The following is a 17,787-nucleotide window of genomic DNA, read 5'->3' as shown; positions in this document are numbered from 1 at the left end:
ATAAAAACTCACTACTGCCGGCATAACTCAGGAGCAAATCATGAAAAAAAGCCCACTGGCTCTGGCCGTTATCTCTGCGCTTGTCTTTGGTGCAGGTAATCTGGCTCAGGCGGCGGAATCACAGAAAGCGGACGGTTTTATTGACGGGAGCACATTGAAGCTCCTCAACCGGAATTTCTATTTCAATCGCGACTTCCGTAAAGGGGGGGCGGTGGTTCTTCCTAACGGTGAGCGCAGTGGTTACACCGAAGCCTGGGCCCACGGCCTCATGGCGAATTTCGAGTCTGGTTTTACCCAGGGCACGGTTGGCTTCGGCCTTGATGTTTACGCTTCTCTGGGCCTGAAACTGGATACCGGTGACGGGCGTTATGGGCCTGGGGGCAGCGTCAACCTGTTGCCCGTCGATAGCGACGCCAAAGCTGAGGATTCCTACTCCAAGATTGGCGCTGCAGTGAAGGCGAAGTTCTATGACACAGTGGTCAGGGCAGGGGATGTGTACCCGACCACACCTGTTGTGCATTACGGCGATGCCCGTCTATTGCCGGAGAGCTTCAAAGGCGTGACGGTAGTCAATGAGAGCATCGATGGGCTGACCCTTCAGGGCGGCCGCCTGCACGCTATGAGCCAGCCACAGGAAAGTACTTCCCGCGGTGATTTCGCCACCTTCTACGCTGGCCAGGTCGACTCTCCATGGGTTGGTTACTTCGGTGGCGACTACGCCCTGAATGAAAACCTGGGTTTCAGTCTGTACAGCAGCCGCCTGAAGGACGCATGGGATCAGTACTACGCCGGTATGTGGTGGACTCACGAGCTATCGGATGGCTTTTCGCTGTTTGGTGGCCTGAACTATTACAATGCTACCGACGAAGGTAAGAAACTCCTGGGGGATTTCAGCAACAACATCTATAGCGGTAGCATCGGTGTCAGCTATGGTCCACATCGCCTGGCACTTTCCCATCAGCGCAACAACGGTGATGACGACTTCGATTACCTTCGTCAGTCCGACTCCATCTTCCTCGATAACTCCATTCAATACAGCGACTTTAACTCACCTAAAGAGCGTTCCTGGATGCTCCGCTACGACCTCGACATGGCTGACTTCGGTGTTCCTGGCTTGAGCTTCATGGCCCGATATGCCACAGGCCAAGACGCTGACTACTCGAACGCCAACAGCGTCTATATGCGAACCGATGATGCGGGTAATCCGTTGACGGATCAGAAACGCTGGGAGCGTAACTTCGAAGTGAAGTATGTGTTCCTCGATGGTTCACTCAAGGATCTGTCAGTTCGTGTTCGTCAAATGACAACACGGGCGACGGCTTACGAGAGCGACCTGGACGAAGTGCGTGTGATCGTCGAGTACCCGCTGCAAGTTCTGTAACGCTAAGGATCTTGGTTACTTGGTCATCTGGCCTCAGCTGTCAGGATTGTAATTCTTTCCTCATGCTCTTGTTATGAGCCGAGGCTTAGGATTGCCAGATATTCAAGAGCATTCATGTTCTTATGTCCTGTCAGCTAGAGGCTTGAAGTGAATAGCTTGATTGTATTTCTAGGGATGCTTGGCATGGCGGTGCCTACCAGTGGCGGCTATGTCAGTTCCCAGCAGCCAGAAAAAGACATTCGTGAACACCAACAGCGAACTCATGTAGGCAACCTGCCTGTCCATGGCATGCAGTTGGAGTCGTCGCCTCGTGCATCGGGGGTAAAAGTCGACAAGTTGCGTGGTGGCGCATAAGTCACTTTTCCCTCTCTCCAGTCCGCCTCTTGGTAGCACTTGCTCCTTTGGGAAAGAGGTGGTTTCTTAGCGCCCTTCGGGGCGCTTTTTTTCGTATGAATATGAGCGCCTCCTGAATGGAGCATCATCGCAGATGATCTGAAGTAGTTCGGGTAGATGCGAGTCATCCACTCAATGATTCGATGATTCGACACTCCTGGATCACTCCGCCAGCACAGCAGGCACTGAGGCGCAAAAGCTCTTGCTCCAGGCTTTGCAGATCACGAATGCGCGCCTGTACCTGCTCGAGCTGAGCGGCGACCTTGGCATCCACGGATGCGCATGAGGCGTCCGGGTGGTCAGCGAAGCCTAGCAACTCATGTACGTCATCCAGGCTGAACCCCAATGCTCGACTTCGGCGGATAAACAACAACCGGTCGCGATCGCTGACTGTGTATTGCCGATAGCCGGAAGGGGTACGTGTCACGCTTGGCAGCAGGCCCTGTTGTTCGTAATAGCGAATGGTGACGGTCTTGGTGTCAGTTGCCTTGGCCAGGGCTCCTACCGTGTAGGTGGTCGTAGTCATGGGGTGCTTGACCTTATAGTTGCTAGAACCTTTATTGTACGCGATTCAACCAACGCAGCAGCCTTGAGCAAAAGCCTTTCTGATAAGGCCACGATTACGGAAAAATTATGGTTCAACGACAAGATAGCTATTGGTCTTTGCTGCTCTGTGCCTGGCTCCTGGCACTCGTAGCGACGCTTGGTGTGTTGTTCGTCGGGGAGGTGATGGGGCAAACGCCCTGTAACCTGTGCTGGTTCCAGCGGGCGTTCATGTTCCCTCTGGTTCCCATGCTCGGTGTTGCCTGCTATCTGTCCGATGCCCGCGTCTGGCGTTATGCCGTGCCGGTTGCCGCCGTTGGCTGGCTGGTAGCGCTGTATCACAACCTGCTGTATTTCAAGCTGATCCCCGAGACCATCAAGCCTTGCGGCATGGGGCCGTCCTGCTCGGGCGCGGACATGACGGTCTTCGGCAGCCTGCCGTTACCGCTGTTGTCGCTGGTGGTCTTCACCCTGATCATTTCCTTCCTTTTGCTTGTCCGCCGGAGAGTAGCCGCATGAGCAGACGCATTCTCGTCATCCTGATTCTCACCATTGCAGCTATAGGCTTTGCGGTGGCGGTTTTCCTGTATCCCCGTGAAGAGGCGCCGCTTTACCAAGCTACCCCTGCAAGCGCTCAAGCATCTGCTACATCGGCACCGACAAGCCTGGTGCGTTTCCATTCCCCCAGCTTTGGCCCGGCGAATGCGCAGGTTACCGTGGTGGAGTTCTTCGACCCCTCGTGCGAGGCCTGTCGGGCGTTCTATCCCATCGTCAAGCAGATGATGGAGAAGCACCCTGACGATATTCGTCTTGTGCTGCGCTATGTCCTCAACCATCAGGGTTCCGAAGAGGCTTCGCGAATCATCGAGGCTGCACGCAAGCAGAACCTGTTCGTGCCTGTCATCGAGGCCTTGCTGGAGTCTCAGCCCAAGTGGCATGACGACCCAAAGATTCTTGCTGCGTGGGCAGCAGCAGAGCAGGCCGGACTGGACGTGGCCAAGGCCCGTGAACAGATGATGTCAGCCGACATCACGGCGGCCTTGGAAAAGGATACTGCCGACGCTGCTCGGATCGGGGTGCGTGGAACGCCCACCTTTTTCGTCAACGGTCGGCCGCTTACCCAGTTCGGGGCGCAGCCGCTGTACGACCTGATCAAGAGCGAAATCAACAAGGGTCGCTGATAACCGCTTGACCTTATAGTCGCTATAGGGTGTTCACTGCTGACATTGATCGTGTGAGGAGTGAACCATGAAGAACTGCTGCGGCGGGCAATCACCTGAGCGTAATACCGGTGTCGATACATTCGATCCAGGCAAACCTCAGGTAGCAGAGCCCGCTTCTGCTTGTTGCCCGAGTGAGGAAGGGAGCGCCACTGGCTGCTCCTCAGTGACGCCTGACAGCAGTGGCGGCTGTTCTTCATCGTCCACCAGCAATGCCGGCAAGCAGCCCTCATCAACCCTGTACAGCCTGACAGAACCTGCAGCGACTGCTGATCTGTTCGTTGATGCCACGGCAGACTCTTCTGCCAACACAAGCGGGGCGGGTTGCTGTTCTAGCGGTTCCTCCTGTGTGGGGGAGGCATCGGCTCCAGGCGAGCTGTACAGCCTCGCCGAGCCTGCCAGTAAAAAAGCGAAGTCCGATGATTGCGCCGACGCTTCCTGCTGTGCACCTTCACCCAATGTGCAGCAGGCGACATCCGCCGATAGCGAGCACGCGGACGCGGCCCCTGCCGGTGGGCGTTTCAGCAGCTTCCGCATCGGCCAGATGTGCTGCCCGTCTGAGCAGACCATGATCGAGGCCAAACTAGCCAAGTTGAGTGGTATCGCGAAGCTCGAATTCAACATGATGAACCGTACGCTGGGCGTCTGGCACACGCTGCCGGATACCCATGGTATCGAAGAGGCCGTGGCAGCGCTGGGCATGCGCGCCGAGCCTCTGGATAGTGCTGCAGAGAACCGCCAGCAGGCGCTTCAAGATGAACATGCGCAGGGTAATTTCAGCACGCGCACCAAGTGGCTGCTGACGCTGTCGGGTATTTCCGCTGTGGGTTCGGAAGTGTTGCACTTCACGGGGGCTGCTCCGGAGTGGGTAGTCGCTGTGGTGGCCCTGTTGGCCATTCTCTTGTGCGGCCCCAGCACCTACAAGAAGGGCTGGATTTCACTGAAGAACCTCAACCTGAACATCAACGCGCTGATGAGCATTGCCGTGACCGGTGCGGTGCTGATCGGCCAGTGGCCCGAGGCGGCCATGGTGATGTTCCTGTTCACCCTTGCCGAGATGGTCGAGGCACGTTCGCTGGATCGCGCACGCAATGCAATCAAGAGCCTGATGGATCTCACGCCGGAGCGTGCCACCGTACTGCAGGCCGACGGCAACTGGTTGGAGGTCGACGTCAAGAATGTCGCCCTGGGGGCTCGCGTGCGGGTGCGTCCAGGCGAACGCATCGGTCTCGATGGCGAGATTCTAAGCGGCAGCTCGGCAGTCAATCAGGCACCGATCACAGGTGAAAGCCTGCCGGTGGAGAAGGTTGCTGGTGATCCGGTTTTCGCGGGCACCATCAACGAAAATGGCTCGTTCGAGTACCAGGTCAGCGCCGAAGCGGGCAATACCACACTGGCACGCATTATTCATGCGGTCGAGGAAGCGCAGAACTCGCGCGCCCCCACTCAGCGCTTCGTCGATCAGTTCGCCAAGGTGTATACCCCGGCCGTGTTCTTCTTCGCGCTGGCCATTGCGGTTATACCGCCTCTGGTCATGGGCGGACTGTGGACGGAGTGGATCTACCGCGCACTGGTCTTGCTGGTGGTGGCGTGCCCCTGTGCGCTGGTCATTTCCACGCCGGTCTCGATCGTCAGTGGTCTGGCTGCGGCGGCACGCAAAGGCATTCTGATCAAGGGTGGTGTTTATCTGGAGAGCGGGGCGAAGCTGAGTTTCATCGCGCTCGACAAAACCGGCACGGTCACCCATGGCAAGCCGGAGCAGACCGATCACGTGCTGATTGCACAACTGCCTGGCGTCGATGCCCAGGCCATCGCCGCGAGCCTGGCGGCACGTTCCGATCACCCGGTATCACAGGCTATTGCCAAGCACGCTGCGCAGAGCGCCATCGCCCTGATGCAGGTCGACGAGTTTGAGGCTCTGCCAGGTAAGGGGGTTCGTGGCGTCATTGCCAGCGAGCATTACTACCTGGGCAACCATCGCCTGATTGGTGAGTTGGAACTCAATAGCGAGCGACTCGACGCGTCGATGACTGAGCTGGAGCGTCAGGGCAAGACGGTCGTGGCCCTGGCTACGTTGACCGAGGTGGTTGCGCTGTTTGCCGTGGCCGACACCGTCAAGGCCTCCAGCCAGGCGGCAATCGAAGCGCTCCATCGTTTGGGCATCAAGACCATGATGCTGACGGGCGACAATGCCCATACCGGCGAGGCAATTGCCCGCCAAGTGGGAATCGACGAGGTGCGTGGCAACCTGTTGCCGGCGGACAAGCTGACGGCTGTCAGCGACCTGCAAGCGCGTGGACATGTGGTCGGCATGGTGGGCGATGGCATCAACGATGCTCCAGCGCTGGCAAGTGCGCAAATCGGCTTCGCCATGGCCGCCGCCGGAACCGGCACCGCCATCGAAACCGCGGACGTGGCCATCATGGACGATGACCTGCGAAAACTGCCGGCGTTCGTGAGCCTGTCGCGTGATACGGCTGCGATCCTCAAGCAGAACATTGCGTTCGCGCTAGGGATCAAGGCTATTTTCCTGGCCTTCACTCTGGTCGGCTGGGCAACCATGTGGATGGCCGTGTTTGCGGATGTCGGGGTGAGTCTGCTGGTCGTGCTGAACGGCTTGCGCCTGCTCAAGAAGTAAGGGCTTCAAGAAAGAGAGAAGGGCGCCAATGGCGCCCTTTTTCATGAGTGACGTTCAAGGCTACCCGGTGGGTCTACTTGCACGGTCACGTGGGACAGGCCGTAACGTTCACGCAGAAAACCACCTACTACAGCCGGGAGTGTCAGAGAGTCCGCACCTGGGGCAGGGGTCACGTGGACGGTGGCGACACTGGCATCGTCCGTTAATGTCCATGCATGGAAATGCCCTGCATCTGCAATTCCGGGCAGTGCCTTCAACTCTGCTTGCGCCTGGTCTGCATCGATTCCTGAGGGTGTTGCCTGCAACAGTACCTGGATGGAATCCGAGATCAGCCGCCATGCCGAACGTACGACCAATAGCGCGACGACGACCGACAGGATTGGGTCAAGCACAGTCCAGCCGGTGAACATGATGCCGATGGCAGCGGCAATGGCACCGACCGAACCCAGCAAATCGCCCATCACGTGCAACAGTGCGCCTCGCAGATTGCTATCGCCCTTGTTGCCGGAGTTCAGAATCAGTGCGCCGGCGATGTTGATCAGTAGTCCGATGATGGCGACGATCAGCATCGGGCCAGCCAGTACTTCAACGGGCTCGCGTAGACGCGCAATGGCCTCCCAGACGATCCAGGCGACGAGCAGCAATAGCGTTGCGCCGTTGGCCAGTGCGGCGAGTACGCGTACCCGATGATATCCATAGGTTCGCCTGCCGTCCGGGGCGCGAGCGGCTATCTGGTAGGCAATCAGGGCCAGAAGCAGCGCTGCTGAGTCGGAGATCATGTGCCCCGAATCCGCGATCAAGGCCAAAGAACCTGCCAGCCATCCACCTACCGCCTGGATCACGGCGTAGAACGTGGTGAAGATGAACACCAGGCGAATCTTCTTCGCATTTCCGGCCGTCACAGCAGGGGGGTGGTCATGCCCGTGGTGGTCATGGCCATCTGCATGCTCGTGATCATGGTGGGTGTCATGCTGTTGCATCGAGCGTATCTCCTCGAGTGGCTCTGATCAGGGCTGTGTCGCAAAGGTCAGCGTGAAAGTCGTTCGGCTGGCACCACTGATCACGGAGGCGCTACCACCGTGAAGGCTCATGATCGAGCGTACGATCGCCAGTCCAAGACCTGTACCACCATTGAGTCGTTTGCCGACCCGATAGAAGCGTTCGAAGAGGTGAGGCAGGTCTTCCTGAGGGATATCCGCCCCTTCGTTGGTTACCGTGATTTCCACTTCATGCTCCTGTTTGGACGAAACGCAAACCTGTATCGGTCTTCCGGGGTTTGAATGACGCACAGCATTGGACAGGAGATTGGAGAGGGCTCGCTGGATCATCAGCCGGTCACCTGAGAGGGTTGCAGTCCCTTCGATGAGCAGTTGAATATCGCGTTCGTCAGCCAGTATGGACAGAAAGCTGCACACGCGGCGGACTTCCTCGTCCAGCGACAGGGTCTCAAAATTCAGGGCCATGTCCGCATGGCTTACCTGGGCGAGAAACAGCATATCGGTGACGATCCTGTTGAGACGCTCCAGTTCTTCGACCGAAGACGCCAGGGCGTCACGGTATTGGTCACTGTCGCGCTTGCGTGCCAGGACGACTTGCGCCTTGCCCAGCAGATTGTTCAAGGGCGCCCGTAGCTCGTGAGCGGCATCGTCGGAGAACTGCGAAAGGCGCTGCACGTCCGTGTCGAGGCGATGCAGCATGAGATTCAGGCTATGGGCCAGCGCCTTGAGTTCTTTCGGCAGGCTCTGTGTTCGTATGCGGGGCGACAGGTCGCGCGCCGATACCTTGGCGGCGAGTGAGCGAAAGCGGCTCAATGGGCGTAGCCCCTGATGCGCGACAAGCCATCCGGCAAATCCGATGAGCAGCAAGAGCACAGGGATTGCCGTGAGCGCGGAGTGAAGGAAGGCAGCCAGCAGATGCTGGTCGGCGCTTCGATCCAGGGTCAGTTGCAGCAACAGCGTAGGGCCGCCCGGTACCTGCACAGTCTTGCGTCCGGTGAGGTATTCGGTTCCGCTTGGCCCTTGCCACGCCTGAAACTCCTGTGCCCTCAGTTGCACGGGGGCTTCCTCCAGGGCTCCTGCGCGCAGCACAATCGCGCCTGTCTGGCTATCGATGGCCTTCAAGGCTAGGTCTTGATGACCTGCAACGGTATCAGTCGCGACATGCTGCCAAACCCGGCCTTGGCGGATATCGATGTCATCATTCAGTCCATTACTGATCTGCTCGAACTTGATCAGTACTTCATTTTTGGCACGCAGGTCGAGTTCGTGATCGAGCACCAAGTAGCACAGCGCGATCAGCAGGGTGATGAGCAGAGTACCGGTAAGAATGACGTTCACGGCCACGCGCAATGCCAGGCTGAACGGTTTCACGGTTGCTCCTCGAGCATGTAGCCGACGCCCCTGATGGTATGAATCAACGGGTTTTCGAAGGGTTCATCGATCTTCACGCGCAGGCGCCTGATGGCGACTTCCACGACGTTGGTGTCGCTGTCGAAATTCATATCCCAAATCAGCGATGTGATCTCGGTACGCGTGAGGACTTCGCCCTTGCGACTCAGGAGTAAGTGCAGGAGGGCGAACTCCTTGCTAGTTAGATTGATCCGCTGCCCTGCACGGAATGCCTTGTGTCCGCAGGGATCCAGCTCCAGATCGGCAACGCACAGGCGATCCTCGACTATCACGGGCTCGCTGCGTTTCAGCTGGGTACGAATCCGCGCCAGCAACTCAGGAAACTGAAAGGGTTTGACCAGGTAGTCGTCGGCACCCAGTTCGAGCCCGCGCACCTTCTCTTCGAGACGGCCATGGGCGGTAAGCATGATCACACGGGTCTGCTTGCGGCGGCGGATCATCTCCAGGACTTCCCAGCCGTCGATGGTTGGCAGGTTCACATCCAGCAAGATGAGCGAGTAGTCGGTCTGCAGTGCCATGTGTAGACCGTCGATGCCTGAATCAGCTCTTTCTACCGCGTAACCACTTTCGGTCAGCCCCTGGCGCAGGTAATCGGCCGCTTTGTCCTCGTCTTCGATAATCAGAATGCGCATGCTTGATCCGTTGATATGAGCGATGGTGCGGACAATAAACGTTGTAGTAGCTACAGGGTCAATGCCTATCCAGAAGGAGTACGCCAAACGGTCGTCAACGCAGGGGAGAGGGAGGAAGCAGAGGTGGCAGACGTTGTACCTGCCACCTCCGAGGGTCATTGCTTGCCCGTCGGTGGTGTTGGCTGTGTGTCCTGAAAGCACAGGCGAAAGATGGTGATACCCCCAATAGTGCTGTCTACCTCGACCTTGCCCTGATGCAGCCCCATGATCGAGCGCACGATGGCCAGGCCAAGCCCGGTACCACCGTCGGCGCGTGAGCGGCCGCGATCGACCCGGTAGAAACGCTCGAACAGTTTCGGCAGATGTTCCGCCGCAATTCCTGCTCCCGGGTTCGATACAGCCAGCGTGACGTTATTGTTGTTAGCGCTTATTTCGATCTCGATGGCACTGTGTGCCGGGGTATGGCGTATGGCGTTGGAGAGCAGGTTGGAAATGGCACGCTGAATCATCAGGCGATCGCCACAGACCGAGGCCTGGCCTGATATGCGCAAGCGAATGTCTTTTTCCTCTGCATTGAGGCTGAACAGATCTGCCACCTTTTCAGCTTCTTCGTGCAGCGAGACTCGCTCAAAGGGCGTCAGCTCGGCCGGGTGGCTGACATGCGCCAGAAAGAGCATGTCCGAGACGATGCGCGTTACTCGCCCCAGCTCCTCGGTACAGTTTTCCAGCACCGCCTTGTATTCCTCGGGCGGCCGCTCGCGCGACAGCGTCACCTGTGCCTTGCCGATCAGATTGGTGATTGGGGAGCGCAATTCGTGGGCGAGATCGTCGGAGAACTTCGACAGCTGCTGCACGCCACTGTCCAGCCGGTGGAGCATGTAGTTGATGCCGTTGGCGAGCTCTTTCAGCTCCAGTGGCAGATTGTTCAGTGAAATGCGATGGCTGAGATCCTGGGTCGAAACGAGTGACGCGACGCGGCGGAACTGATTCAGGGAGCTCAAGCCACGCTGGGCGATCCACCAGGCGCCTGTTGCGATCAGTATCAGCACCAATGGCAAGGCGATCAGTGTCGATTCGATATAGGCGCCCAGCAAGGCTTGGTCAGCGGAACGGTCAAGGGAAAGCAGGGCACGGATCTGTGAGCCATCACTGCGTTGAATCAACTGGTAGGCAGTCAGAAAGCTCTTGCCCTCAGCGCTGCGCCACCTTTCGAGTCGCATGCTTGCACTGGCATCACGGATATCCAGGGGAGGATTGCCCGAAAGATTGCCAACCGTCAGCAGTTGCTGGAACTGCGGCGCTGGGCCGTAGAGTGTCAGGGACATGTTGTCATGCCCCCGCACCAGATCCCGGATATTATGAGCCTGATCGCCAAGCTCTGGACGTATGCCCATATCGGCAATGCCGTGACGAATCTGCCCGAGCTTCTCTTCCAGCGTTTGCTCGGCGATACGATCGAGCTGCTGTACCAGGGAGAGGTAGGCCAGTGCTGACAGGAACAGGGCAAGAACCATCCCCATCATGGCGACTGAAAGGCTCAGGCGACTGGAGAGCCTGGCAGGTCTCATTGACGGGCCTCGAGCACATAACCCACTCCGCGCAGGGTATGGATCAGCTTGTCCTCGAAAGGATCATCGATCTTTGCCCGCAAGCGCCGAATCGAAACCTCCACCACATTGGTGTCGCAATCGAAGTTCATGTCCCAGACCAGGGAGATGATCTGGGTACGCGATAGCACCTCACCACTGCGCCGCATGAGCAAATGCAACAGTGCGAACTCCTTGGTCGTCAGGTCGATGCGCTGTCCGTTGCGGTAGGCCCGGTGGCGGGCCGGGTCGAGTTCCAGGTCGGATACTCGCAGCACGTCTGGCGTACTTGTCTGCTCGCCACGGCGCAGAAGGGAGCGTACCCGGGCCAACAGCTCTGGAAACTCGAAAGGCTTGACCAGGTAGTCGTCGGCACCCGAGTCGAAGCCCTTCAGCTTGTCCGCGAGTCTGCCGCGGGCAGTCAGCATCATGACCGGCGTCTTGCTGTTTCGCCGGATGCTGGCAAGCACACCCCAGCCATCGATTTCCGGCAGATCCACATCGAGTATTACCAGGTCGTAAGTCGATTGGGCGGCCATATGTAAACCGTCGACACCATTGGTTGCGATGTCCACGACGTAACCACTTTCACTCAGTCCCTGGTGAAGGTAGTCGGCAGTTTTAAGCTCGTCCTCGACAATCAGGATTCGCATGCAGTTAATAACCTTGGTTAGTTGATGGTTATATCGTCAGGCCGGAGTGTTTGAGTTGTTTGCGGCGTGATACGCAACGCGTATTCGGAACGTGAGTGGGCCTTGGCCGCTGCGGCCAGATCGTCGCCTGGTCGCACGGTTCGCGCTGCCTGCACTACCTGTCCGAGCGAATGTTTAAGGTGATCTTTGTAACTTGTTGATGCGCGCACTTATGTTGTTCGCGGCATGTTAATACAGGCTTCGAGAGGGATGACGGGTATTACATATTTGTAATTTTCCGGTCACCTCGTCGATAGGTGATGCTCTCTAAATTCTCCACCCATTGAAAATTCTCCTGGCTCAGATAATGAACCTTCGGAGTTTCTTTGCGTGCGGAGGAAGAGTCTTTGTTCAAACTTCATACAAAGAAAGTTACGGCCTGCTATATGGCTGTCGCTTTTGTGCTCGCTCTTGGAGCGGGTCAGTCATTCGCGGCCGCATCCGTCACCTTGGATGAGGCGGTGAGCCTGGCGCTGCAGAACAACCCGAGTCTTCAGGCGAGCAGCCGGGCGATCGGCATTTCCGAAGGGGAACGGCGCCAAGCCGGCTTGATTCCCAACCCGGAGCTTTCCTGGGAGATGGAGGACACTCGTAGCTCGACGCGCACTACGACGGTTCAGATCAGCCAGCCTATCGAGCTGGGTGGCAAGCGTGCCGCACGTATCGAATTGGCTGAGCGAGGCATGAGCAGTACAGCCATAGAGCAGGAGCAGGTGCGCAATGAGCTGAGGGCCGGCGTGATTCAGGCTTTTCATGGCGCCTTGCAGGCACGCATGCAACTTGAACTTGCTGAAAAGTCGCAACTGCTGAGTGAGCGCGGCGTGGCCGTGGTCGAGAGCCTGGTTAAAGCCGGGAAAGCTTCACAGTTGGAGGTGTCACGCGCTCGTCTGCTGGATGAAGAGGTACGTCTGGAAACGCGGCGCGCGCGCAACCAGTACTCCAATGCATTGGCTCAGTTGCAGCTCGTCATGGGTACCTCACCAGGAAACGGGGAGTTGACGCTTACGGGAGAGGTTTCCGAGATGCCAGGCATTCCGCTGGAGAGCGAGCTTCTTCGACGCCTGGAAGGCGTTGCCCAGATGCGTCTGGCCAAGGTCGAGATCGAACGTCAGGACGCGGGGATCGTCGTGGAGAAAAGCCTTCGTGTTCCTGACCTGACCGTAAGCCTGGGCAGCCAGTACAGCAGCGAAGATCGCGAGCGGATCAATCTGGTCGGCCTGTCGATGCCCATTCCCTTGTTCGACCGCAACCAGGGCAACCTGCTGGCAGCCAATCGTCGTGCTGATCAGGCTCGCGATCTGCGCAATGCCACTGAGCTGCGGCTGCGCGGCGAAGTGCAGCAGGCCCTTCTGCAATGGGGCGCTGCGAGTGATGCGATCGCAGGTTTCGAGGGCAAGCTGCTCGATAGCGCTGATGCAGCTCTCGAAAGTACCACGCGCGGTTTCCAGATGGGCAAGTTCGCCTTCATCGATGTTCTGGACGCACAACGCACGCTGATCGACGTACGAACTCGTTACCTCCAGTCGTTATCCGAGGCGCTCGATGCCTGGGTTCGCCTTGAGCGTATCTACGGGGATCTCGCGGTAAGTGGGGCGTACTGACGTTCTGTCATGACTGCCGGCACAGTCCGGCCATTGATCAATTTCGGGGTTGTTCATGCAAAAGAAACTCGGTGTCGCCATCGCGGCGGCCATGGCCTTGGGTTTTGTAGGTGGGGCGTTGTTCTACAACGGTGGGCGATACGCCGCTGAGATAGGCCACATGTTCGCCAGTTCTGACCATCAGGAGGAGGCCGGGCACGGTCATGCAGAGACGGGCAAAGGGCATGGCGGTGATGAGCATGGTGATGGCGAAGAAGAGTCCGGTGCTATCCACCTCAGTGCTGAGCAGATCGCTGCAGCAGGTATCGAGCTCTCGCAGGTTCAGGCTCGGGCCATGAGTACCTTCATTTCCCTACCAGGTGATGTGCGCTTCGATGAGGAGCGCACTGCCCACGTAGTGCCGCCCAGCAGTGGCATCGTAGAGCGGGTGTTGGTCGAACTCGGGCAGGTCGTCAAGAAAGATGAAGCACTGGCGATCGTTGCCAGCCAGCAAGTCTCCGATTTACGCAGTGAACTCGCTGCCGCTGGGCGCCGTGTCGAGCTGGCGCGCACCACTGCTGAACGTGAGCGCCAGTTGTGGCAGGACGGTATTTCCGCTGAGCAGGATTACCTCCAGGCTCGCCAAGCCCTTCAGGAGGCAGAGATTGCTTTCGCCAATGCACGCCAGAAGAGCAAGACCATAACCCAGCAGGGGGATGGCACTGATGGTAGCCGCTACAGCTTGCGCGCTCCGTTCGCAGGCATGGTCGTTGAGAAACACTTGGTACCAGGTGAGGTGGTCAGCGAAGCGAGTAACGCATTCACCGTAGCCGACATGAGCAGGGTATGGGTGACCTTCAGTGTTTCGCCACGCGACCTGGGTCAGGTAAGGGCTGGGCAGTCTGCTCGCATCAGTGCTCCAGAGCTTGGACGCGAAGTAAGCGCCACTGTCGCCTATGTGAGTCCATTGCTAGGTGAGCAGACTCGTACCGCCAGCGCACGTATCTCCCTGGAAAATCCGGATGGTATCTGGCGCCCCGGTTTGTTCGTATCGGTTGCTCTGGCGACTGAAAGCCACGAAGCCAAGGCAACCGTGCCAGCAGACGCCATTCAGGAGGTCGAAGAAGTCACCAGCGTGTTCGTACGAACCGACGAGGGCTTCGAGGTTCGTCCGGTCACGCTGGGTACCCGCAGCGAAGGCTTCGTCGAGATCCTCGATGGGCTGTCGGTTGGCGAGCGTGTTGCGGCCAGCGGCAGCTTCATTCTCAAGTCCGAACTGGGCAAAGGCAGCGCAGAGCACGCGCACTGATAGTCTTCCGTGAGTATTTCCCATGTTTGAGCGCATCATTCAGTTTGCCATCGAACAGCGCATCCTCGTGCTGTTGATGGTTCTTGCCATGGCCGGTGTCGGTGTTGCCAGTTACCAGAAGCTGTCAATCGACGCCGTGCCTGACATCACCAACGTCCAGGTACAGATCAACACGGCTGCGGACGGTTTCTCTCCTCTGGAGACCGAGCAACGCATCACCTTTCCCATCGAAACGGCCATGGCAGGATTGCCGCACCTGAAGCAGACCCGCTCGCTCTCGCGTTCCGGGCTCTCGCAGGTGACGGTCATCTTCGAGGACGGCACCGACCTGTACTTCGCCAGGCAACTGGTCAACGAGCGTCTGCAGAGCGCCAAGGAACAGTTGCCCGAAGGCGTGGAGTCGGCCATGGGGCCGATCTCCACAGGCCTTGGCGAGATCTTCCTATGGACGGTCGAGGCCGAGGAGGGGGCTTTGAAGGAGGACGGTACGGCTTACACGCCGACCGATCTTCGCGTGATTCAGGATTGGATCATCAAACCACAGCTGCGCACCGTGCCAGGCGTTGCGGAGATCAACACGATTGGTGGCTTTGCCAAGGAATTCCAGGTCGCTCCGGATCCTGCTCGTCTGGCGGCTTACAAACTGACACTCCCTGATCTGCTGTTGGCCCTTGAGCGTAACAACGCCAACGTGGGCGCGGGCTATATCGAGCGTAACGGCGAGCAGTTGTTGATTCGTGCGCCAGGCCAGCTGAGTACGATGGAGGATATCGCCAATATCGTCATCTCCAGCGTCAACGGCGTGCCGATTCGCGTGAGCCATGTCGCCGAAGTGAAGCTGGGTCGCGAACTGCGCTCCGGCGCCGCCACTGAGAACGGCCGAGAGGTGGTGCTGGGAACGGTTTTCATGCTGGTCGGTGAAAACAGCCGCAGCGTCTCGCAAGCAGTGGCTACAAGGCTTGAGGAAATCAATCGCTCGCTTCCGGAAGGTGTTTCGGCAGTAACGGTCTATGACCGCACCAACCTGGTCGACAAGGCCATCGCCACAGTGAAGAAGAACCTGATCGAAGGGGCCATTCTGGTCATCGTCATTCTCTTCCTGTTCCTGGGCAATATTCGCGCGGCGCTGATCACAGCCATGGTCATCCCGCTGTCGATGCTGTTCACTTTCACCGGCATGTTCAGCAACAAGGTCAGTGCCAACCTCATGAGTCTGGGGGCGCTGGACTTCGGCATCATCGTCGATGGCGCGGTCGTCATCGTCGAGAACGCCATTCGCCGTCTGGCTCACGCCCAGCAGCGGCTTGGTCGTGAGCTGACCCGCAGCGAACGTTTGCACGAGGTATTCGCCGCGTCCAAAGAAGCACGCCGCGCGCTTATCTACGGCCAATTGATCATCATGGTGGTTTACCTGCCGATCTTTGCCCTCACTGGCGTAGAGGGCAAGATGTTCCACCCGATGGCATTCACTGTGGTCACCGCTCTGCTCGGCGCCATGATCCTCTCGGTGACCTTCGTGCCTGCCGCGATTGCGCTGTTCGTCACCGGCAAGGTGAAGGAGGAGGAGAACTTCCTCATGCGCTATGCCCGCCGCGGCTACGAGCCTGTCCTGGCGCAGGTCATGCGCCATCGTCGCCTGGCGTTTGGTGGCGCGTTCCTGATCGTATTGCTATCCGGCGTGGTGGCTTCGCGCATGGGTAGCGAATTTGTGCCCAGCCTTAGCGAGGGCGACTTTGCCCTGCAGGCGCTGCGAGTTCCTGGCACCAGCCTGACGCAATCGGTCGACATGCAAATGCGTCTGGAGAAGACTGTGCTCGAGAAAATGCCGGAAGTAGAGCGAGTCTTCGCCCGTACTGGTACGGCAGAGGTGGCGTCTGACCCCATGCCGCCGAACATCTCCGACAGCTATGTGATGCTCAAGCCCAAGGAGCAATGGCCTGATCCGAGCAAGTCTCGCGAGCAATTGATCGAGGAGCTGCAGGAAGCGGCAGCACTGGTTCCTGGTAGCAACTATGAGCTGTCCCAACCGATTCAGTTACGCTTCAACGAACTGATCTCCGGCGTGCGCAGTGACGTTGCCGTCAAGGTATTCGGCGATGACATGGATGTGCTGAACCGTACCGCCGGCGAGATCGCCGAGGTACTGGAGGGAGTGGAGGGCGCTTCCGAGGTGAAGGTCGAACAGACATCCGGCTTGCCAGTGCTGACCATCCTCATTGACCGTGACAAGGCCGCTCGTTATGGCCTCAATGTTGGTGACATTCAGGACACGCTGGCGATGGCCATAGGCGGGCGTCGCGCCGGCACGCTGTTCGAAGGCGACCGTCGCTTCGATATGGTGATTCGCCTGCCCGAGCATCTGCGTACCGATATCGATGGGCTTTCGCGCCTGCTCATACCGGTACCTGCAGCAGAAACCGAATCGCAGATTGGTTTCATTGCGTTGTCCGAAGTGGCCAAGCTGGATCTAGCGCCGGGGCCTAACCAGGTCAGCCGCGAGAATGGCAAACGCCTGGTCGTTGTCAGCGCCAACGTACGTGGGCGTGACATTGGCTCTTTCGTCGGCGAGTCGTCGGAAAAACTGCAGAGTGGCGTCAATCTGCCGGCCGGTTACTGGACGACCTGGGGCGGTCAGTTCGAGCAGCTGCAGTCTGCGGCCAAGCGCCTGCAGATCGTCGTGCCGGTCGCCTTGCTGCTGGTCTTTATCCTGTTGTTCATGATGTTCAACAACATCCGTGACGGCTTGCTGGTATTCACCGGTATACCCTTTGCGCTGACGGGTGGGGTGATGGCGCTCTGGCTACGTGACATTCCGTTGTCGATATCTGCTGGCGTAGGTTTCATCGCCTTGTCCGGAGTCGCGGTACTCAATGGCCTGGTGATGATCTCGTTCATCCGCAATCTGCGCGAAGATGGCATGGATCTGCACCGAGCTGTCACGGAAGGGGCGTTACAGCGCCTTCGCCCGGTATTGATGACGGCTCTGGTTGCGTCGCTCGGCTTCGTCCCGATGGCGCTGGCCACCGGAACTGGTGCGGAAGTACAGAGGCCACTGGCGACAGTGGTGATCGGTGGCATCCTGTCGTCCACCGCACTGACGTTGCTGGTGTTGCCTGCGCTCTATCAGTGGGCTTATCGCCGAGAGGAGGAGGCAGAGAGCAGCCAGCCATCGCCTGATACCAAGCTTGTCTAACTGAAAAGAAAGGCCCGCCATTTGGTGGGCCTTCCTCTTTTCGTGGGCGTCATGGGTGCTCGCAGTCTCTTGCAGCGTCCGCTACCGGCCCAGAGTGTGTAAAAACACTTTCGCATCTTGTATGCCCCAGCCCACTGCTCCTGGGCGTAGTGATTTCCTAAGCATTTGCCACGATCAGCGCCGGTGGCGAGTCAGAGCGCTTATGAAGCACT

13 protein-coding genes are annotated in these 17,787 nt (G+C 58.4%); 7 read left to right on the top strand and 6 right to left on the bottom strand.

All coding sequences use genetic code 11. The features are described 5' to 3' along the window. The first annotated feature begins 37 nt into the window (after positions 1 to 37). Complete coding sequence (locus P3C50_RS11195) at positions 38 to 1,381, top strand: OprD family porin (protein ID WP_275546098.1); 1,344 nt, start codon at positions 38 to 40, stop codon at positions 1,379 to 1,381. 517 nt (positions 1,382 to 1,898) lie between these two features. Here the strand turns inward: P3C50_RS11195 and P3C50_RS11190 are convergent. Then, positions 1,899 to 2,300, bottom strand: coding sequence for a MerR family transcriptional regulator (locus tag P3C50_RS11190; RefSeq protein ID WP_275546070.1), 402 nt, complete (start codon positions 2,298 to 2,300; stop codon positions 1,899 to 1,901). Between the two features lie 107 nt (positions 2,301 to 2,407). Between P3C50_RS11190 and P3C50_RS11185 the strand changes: the two genes are divergently transcribed. From P3C50_RS11185 to P3C50_RS11175, 3 genes are all read left to right on the top strand, one after another. After that, positions 2,408 to 2,836, top strand: coding sequence for a disulfide bond formation protein B (locus P3C50_RS11185; protein ID WP_275546069.1), 429 nt, complete (start codon positions 2,408 to 2,410; stop codon positions 2,834 to 2,836). Further along, the gene (locus P3C50_RS11180) at positions 2,833 to 3,498 is read left to right on the top strand and encodes a thioredoxin domain-containing protein (RefSeq protein WP_275546068.1); all 666 of its coding nucleotides are present in this window, start codon (positions 2,833 to 2,835) and stop codon (positions 3,496 to 3,498) included. The genes P3C50_RS11185 and P3C50_RS11180 overlap by 4 nt, the downstream gene beginning before the upstream one ends. A gap of 583 nt (positions 3,499 to 4,081) precedes the next feature. Beyond that, positions 4,082 to 6,175 (top strand): heavy metal translocating P-type ATPase, encoded by a 2,094-nt coding sequence (locus P3C50_RS11175; RefSeq protein WP_275546067.1) that lies wholly within the window; start codon positions 4,082 to 4,084, stop codon positions 6,173 to 6,175. Between the two features lie 41 nt (positions 6,176 to 6,216). Here P3C50_RS11175 and P3C50_RS11170 read toward each other — a convergent pair whose 3' ends face one another. From P3C50_RS11170 to P3C50_RS11150, 5 genes are all read right to left on the bottom strand, one after another. Beyond that, on the bottom strand, positions 6,217 to 7,155 hold the full coding sequence (locus P3C50_RS11170; protein WP_275546066.1) for a cation diffusion facilitator family transporter: 939 nt from the start codon (positions 7,153 to 7,155) through the stop codon (positions 6,217 to 6,219). Between the two features lie 27 nt (positions 7,156 to 7,182). After that, on the bottom strand, positions 7,183 to 8,544 hold the full coding sequence (locus P3C50_RS11165) for a heavy metal sensor histidine kinase (protein ID WP_275546065.1): 1,362 nt from the start codon (positions 8,542 to 8,544) through the stop codon (positions 7,183 to 7,185). After that, complete coding sequence (locus P3C50_RS11160; protein WP_275546064.1) at positions 8,541 to 9,215, bottom strand: heavy metal response regulator transcription factor; 675 nt, start codon at positions 9,213 to 9,215, stop codon at positions 8,541 to 8,543. Before P3C50_RS11160 ends, P3C50_RS11165 begins: the two co-directional genes overlap by 4 nt. A 155-nt stretch (positions 9,216 to 9,370) precedes the next feature. After that, a complete protein-coding gene (locus tag P3C50_RS11155) occupies positions 9,371 to 10,783 on the bottom strand; it encodes a heavy metal sensor histidine kinase (protein ID WP_275546063.1) in 1,413 nt (470 codons plus the stop codon). Continuing rightward, the gene (locus tag P3C50_RS11150) at positions 10,780 to 11,454 is read right to left on the bottom strand and encodes a heavy metal response regulator transcription factor (protein WP_275546062.1); all 675 of its coding nucleotides are present in this window, start codon (positions 11,452 to 11,454) and stop codon (positions 10,780 to 10,782) included. The genes P3C50_RS11155 and P3C50_RS11150 overlap by 4 nt, the downstream gene beginning before the upstream one ends. 386 nt (positions 11,455 to 11,840) lie before the next feature. Between P3C50_RS11150 and P3C50_RS11145 the strand changes: the two genes are divergently transcribed. From P3C50_RS11145 to P3C50_RS11135, 3 genes are read left to right on the top strand one after another with little or no spacing between them, the layout of a single operon-like run. Further along, a complete protein-coding gene (locus P3C50_RS11145) occupies positions 11,841 to 13,094 on the top strand; it encodes a TolC family protein (RefSeq protein WP_275546061.1) in 1,254 nt (417 codons plus the stop codon). A gap of 55 nt (positions 13,095 to 13,149) precedes the next feature. Beyond that, positions 13,150 to 14,382 carry an efflux RND transporter periplasmic adaptor subunit gene (locus P3C50_RS11140; RefSeq protein ID WP_275546060.1) on the top strand — a complete coding sequence of 411 codons (1,233 nt, stop codon included), beginning with the start codon at positions 13,150 to 13,152 and terminating at the stop codon, positions 14,380 to 14,382. Positions 14,383 to 14,404: 22 nt separating this feature from the next. Next, on the top strand, positions 14,405 to 17,575 hold the full coding sequence (locus P3C50_RS11135) for a CusA/CzcA family heavy metal efflux RND transporter (RefSeq protein ID WP_275546059.1): 3,171 nt from the start codon (positions 14,405 to 14,407) through the stop codon (positions 17,573 to 17,575). The last annotated feature ends 212 nt before the right edge of the window (positions 17,576 to 17,787 follow it).

It is taken from the genome of Pseudomonas sp. Marseille-Q0931, assembly GCF_940789645.1.
In the GTDB taxonomy this organism is placed as follows: domain Bacteria; phylum Pseudomonadota; class Gammaproteobacteria; order Pseudomonadales; family Pseudomonadaceae; genus Aquipseudomonas.
Note: the sequence above shows the minus strand (reverse complement) of the source record. Positions and strands in the feature narration are given on the sequence as shown.

Bases quoted from the DNA above. Each gene is read 5' to 3' on its own strand.
- P3C50_RS11190 (WP_275546070.1), bottom strand. From the start codon at position 2,300: ATGACTACGACCACCTACACGGTAGGAGCCCTGGCCAAGGCAACTGAC.
- P3C50_RS11185 (WP_275546069.1), top strand. From the start codon at position 2,408: ATGGTTCAACGACAAGATAGCTATTGGTCTTTGCTGCTCTGTGCCTGG.
- P3C50_RS11180 (WP_275546068.1), top strand. From the start codon at position 2,833: ATGAGCAGACGCATTCTCGTCATCCTGATTCTCACCATTGCAGCTATA.
- P3C50_RS11175 (WP_275546067.1), top strand. From the start codon at position 4,082: ATGTGCTGCCCGTCTGAGCAGACCATGATCGAGGCCAAACTAGCCAAG.
- P3C50_RS11170 (WP_275546066.1), bottom strand. From the start codon at position 7,155: ATGCAACAGCATGACACCCACCATGATCACGAGCATGCAGATGGCCAT.
- P3C50_RS11160 (WP_275546064.1), bottom strand. From the start codon at position 9,215: ATGCGCATTCTGATTATCGAAGACGAGGACAAAGCGGCCGATTACCTG.
- P3C50_RS11155 (WP_275546063.1), bottom strand. From the start codon at position 10,783: ATGAGACCTGCCAGGCTCTCCAGTCGCCTGAGCCTTTCAGTCGCCATG.
- P3C50_RS11150 (WP_275546062.1), bottom strand. From the start codon at position 11,454: ATGCGAATCCTGATTGTCGAGGACGAGCTTAAAACTGCCGACTACCTT.
- P3C50_RS11140 (WP_275546060.1), top strand. From the start codon at position 13,150: ATGCAAAAGAAACTCGGTGTCGCCATCGCGGCGGCCATGGCCTTGGGT.
- P3C50_RS11135 (WP_275546059.1), top strand. From the start codon at position 14,405: ATGTTTGAGCGCATCATTCAGTTTGCCATCGAACAGCGCATCCTCGTG.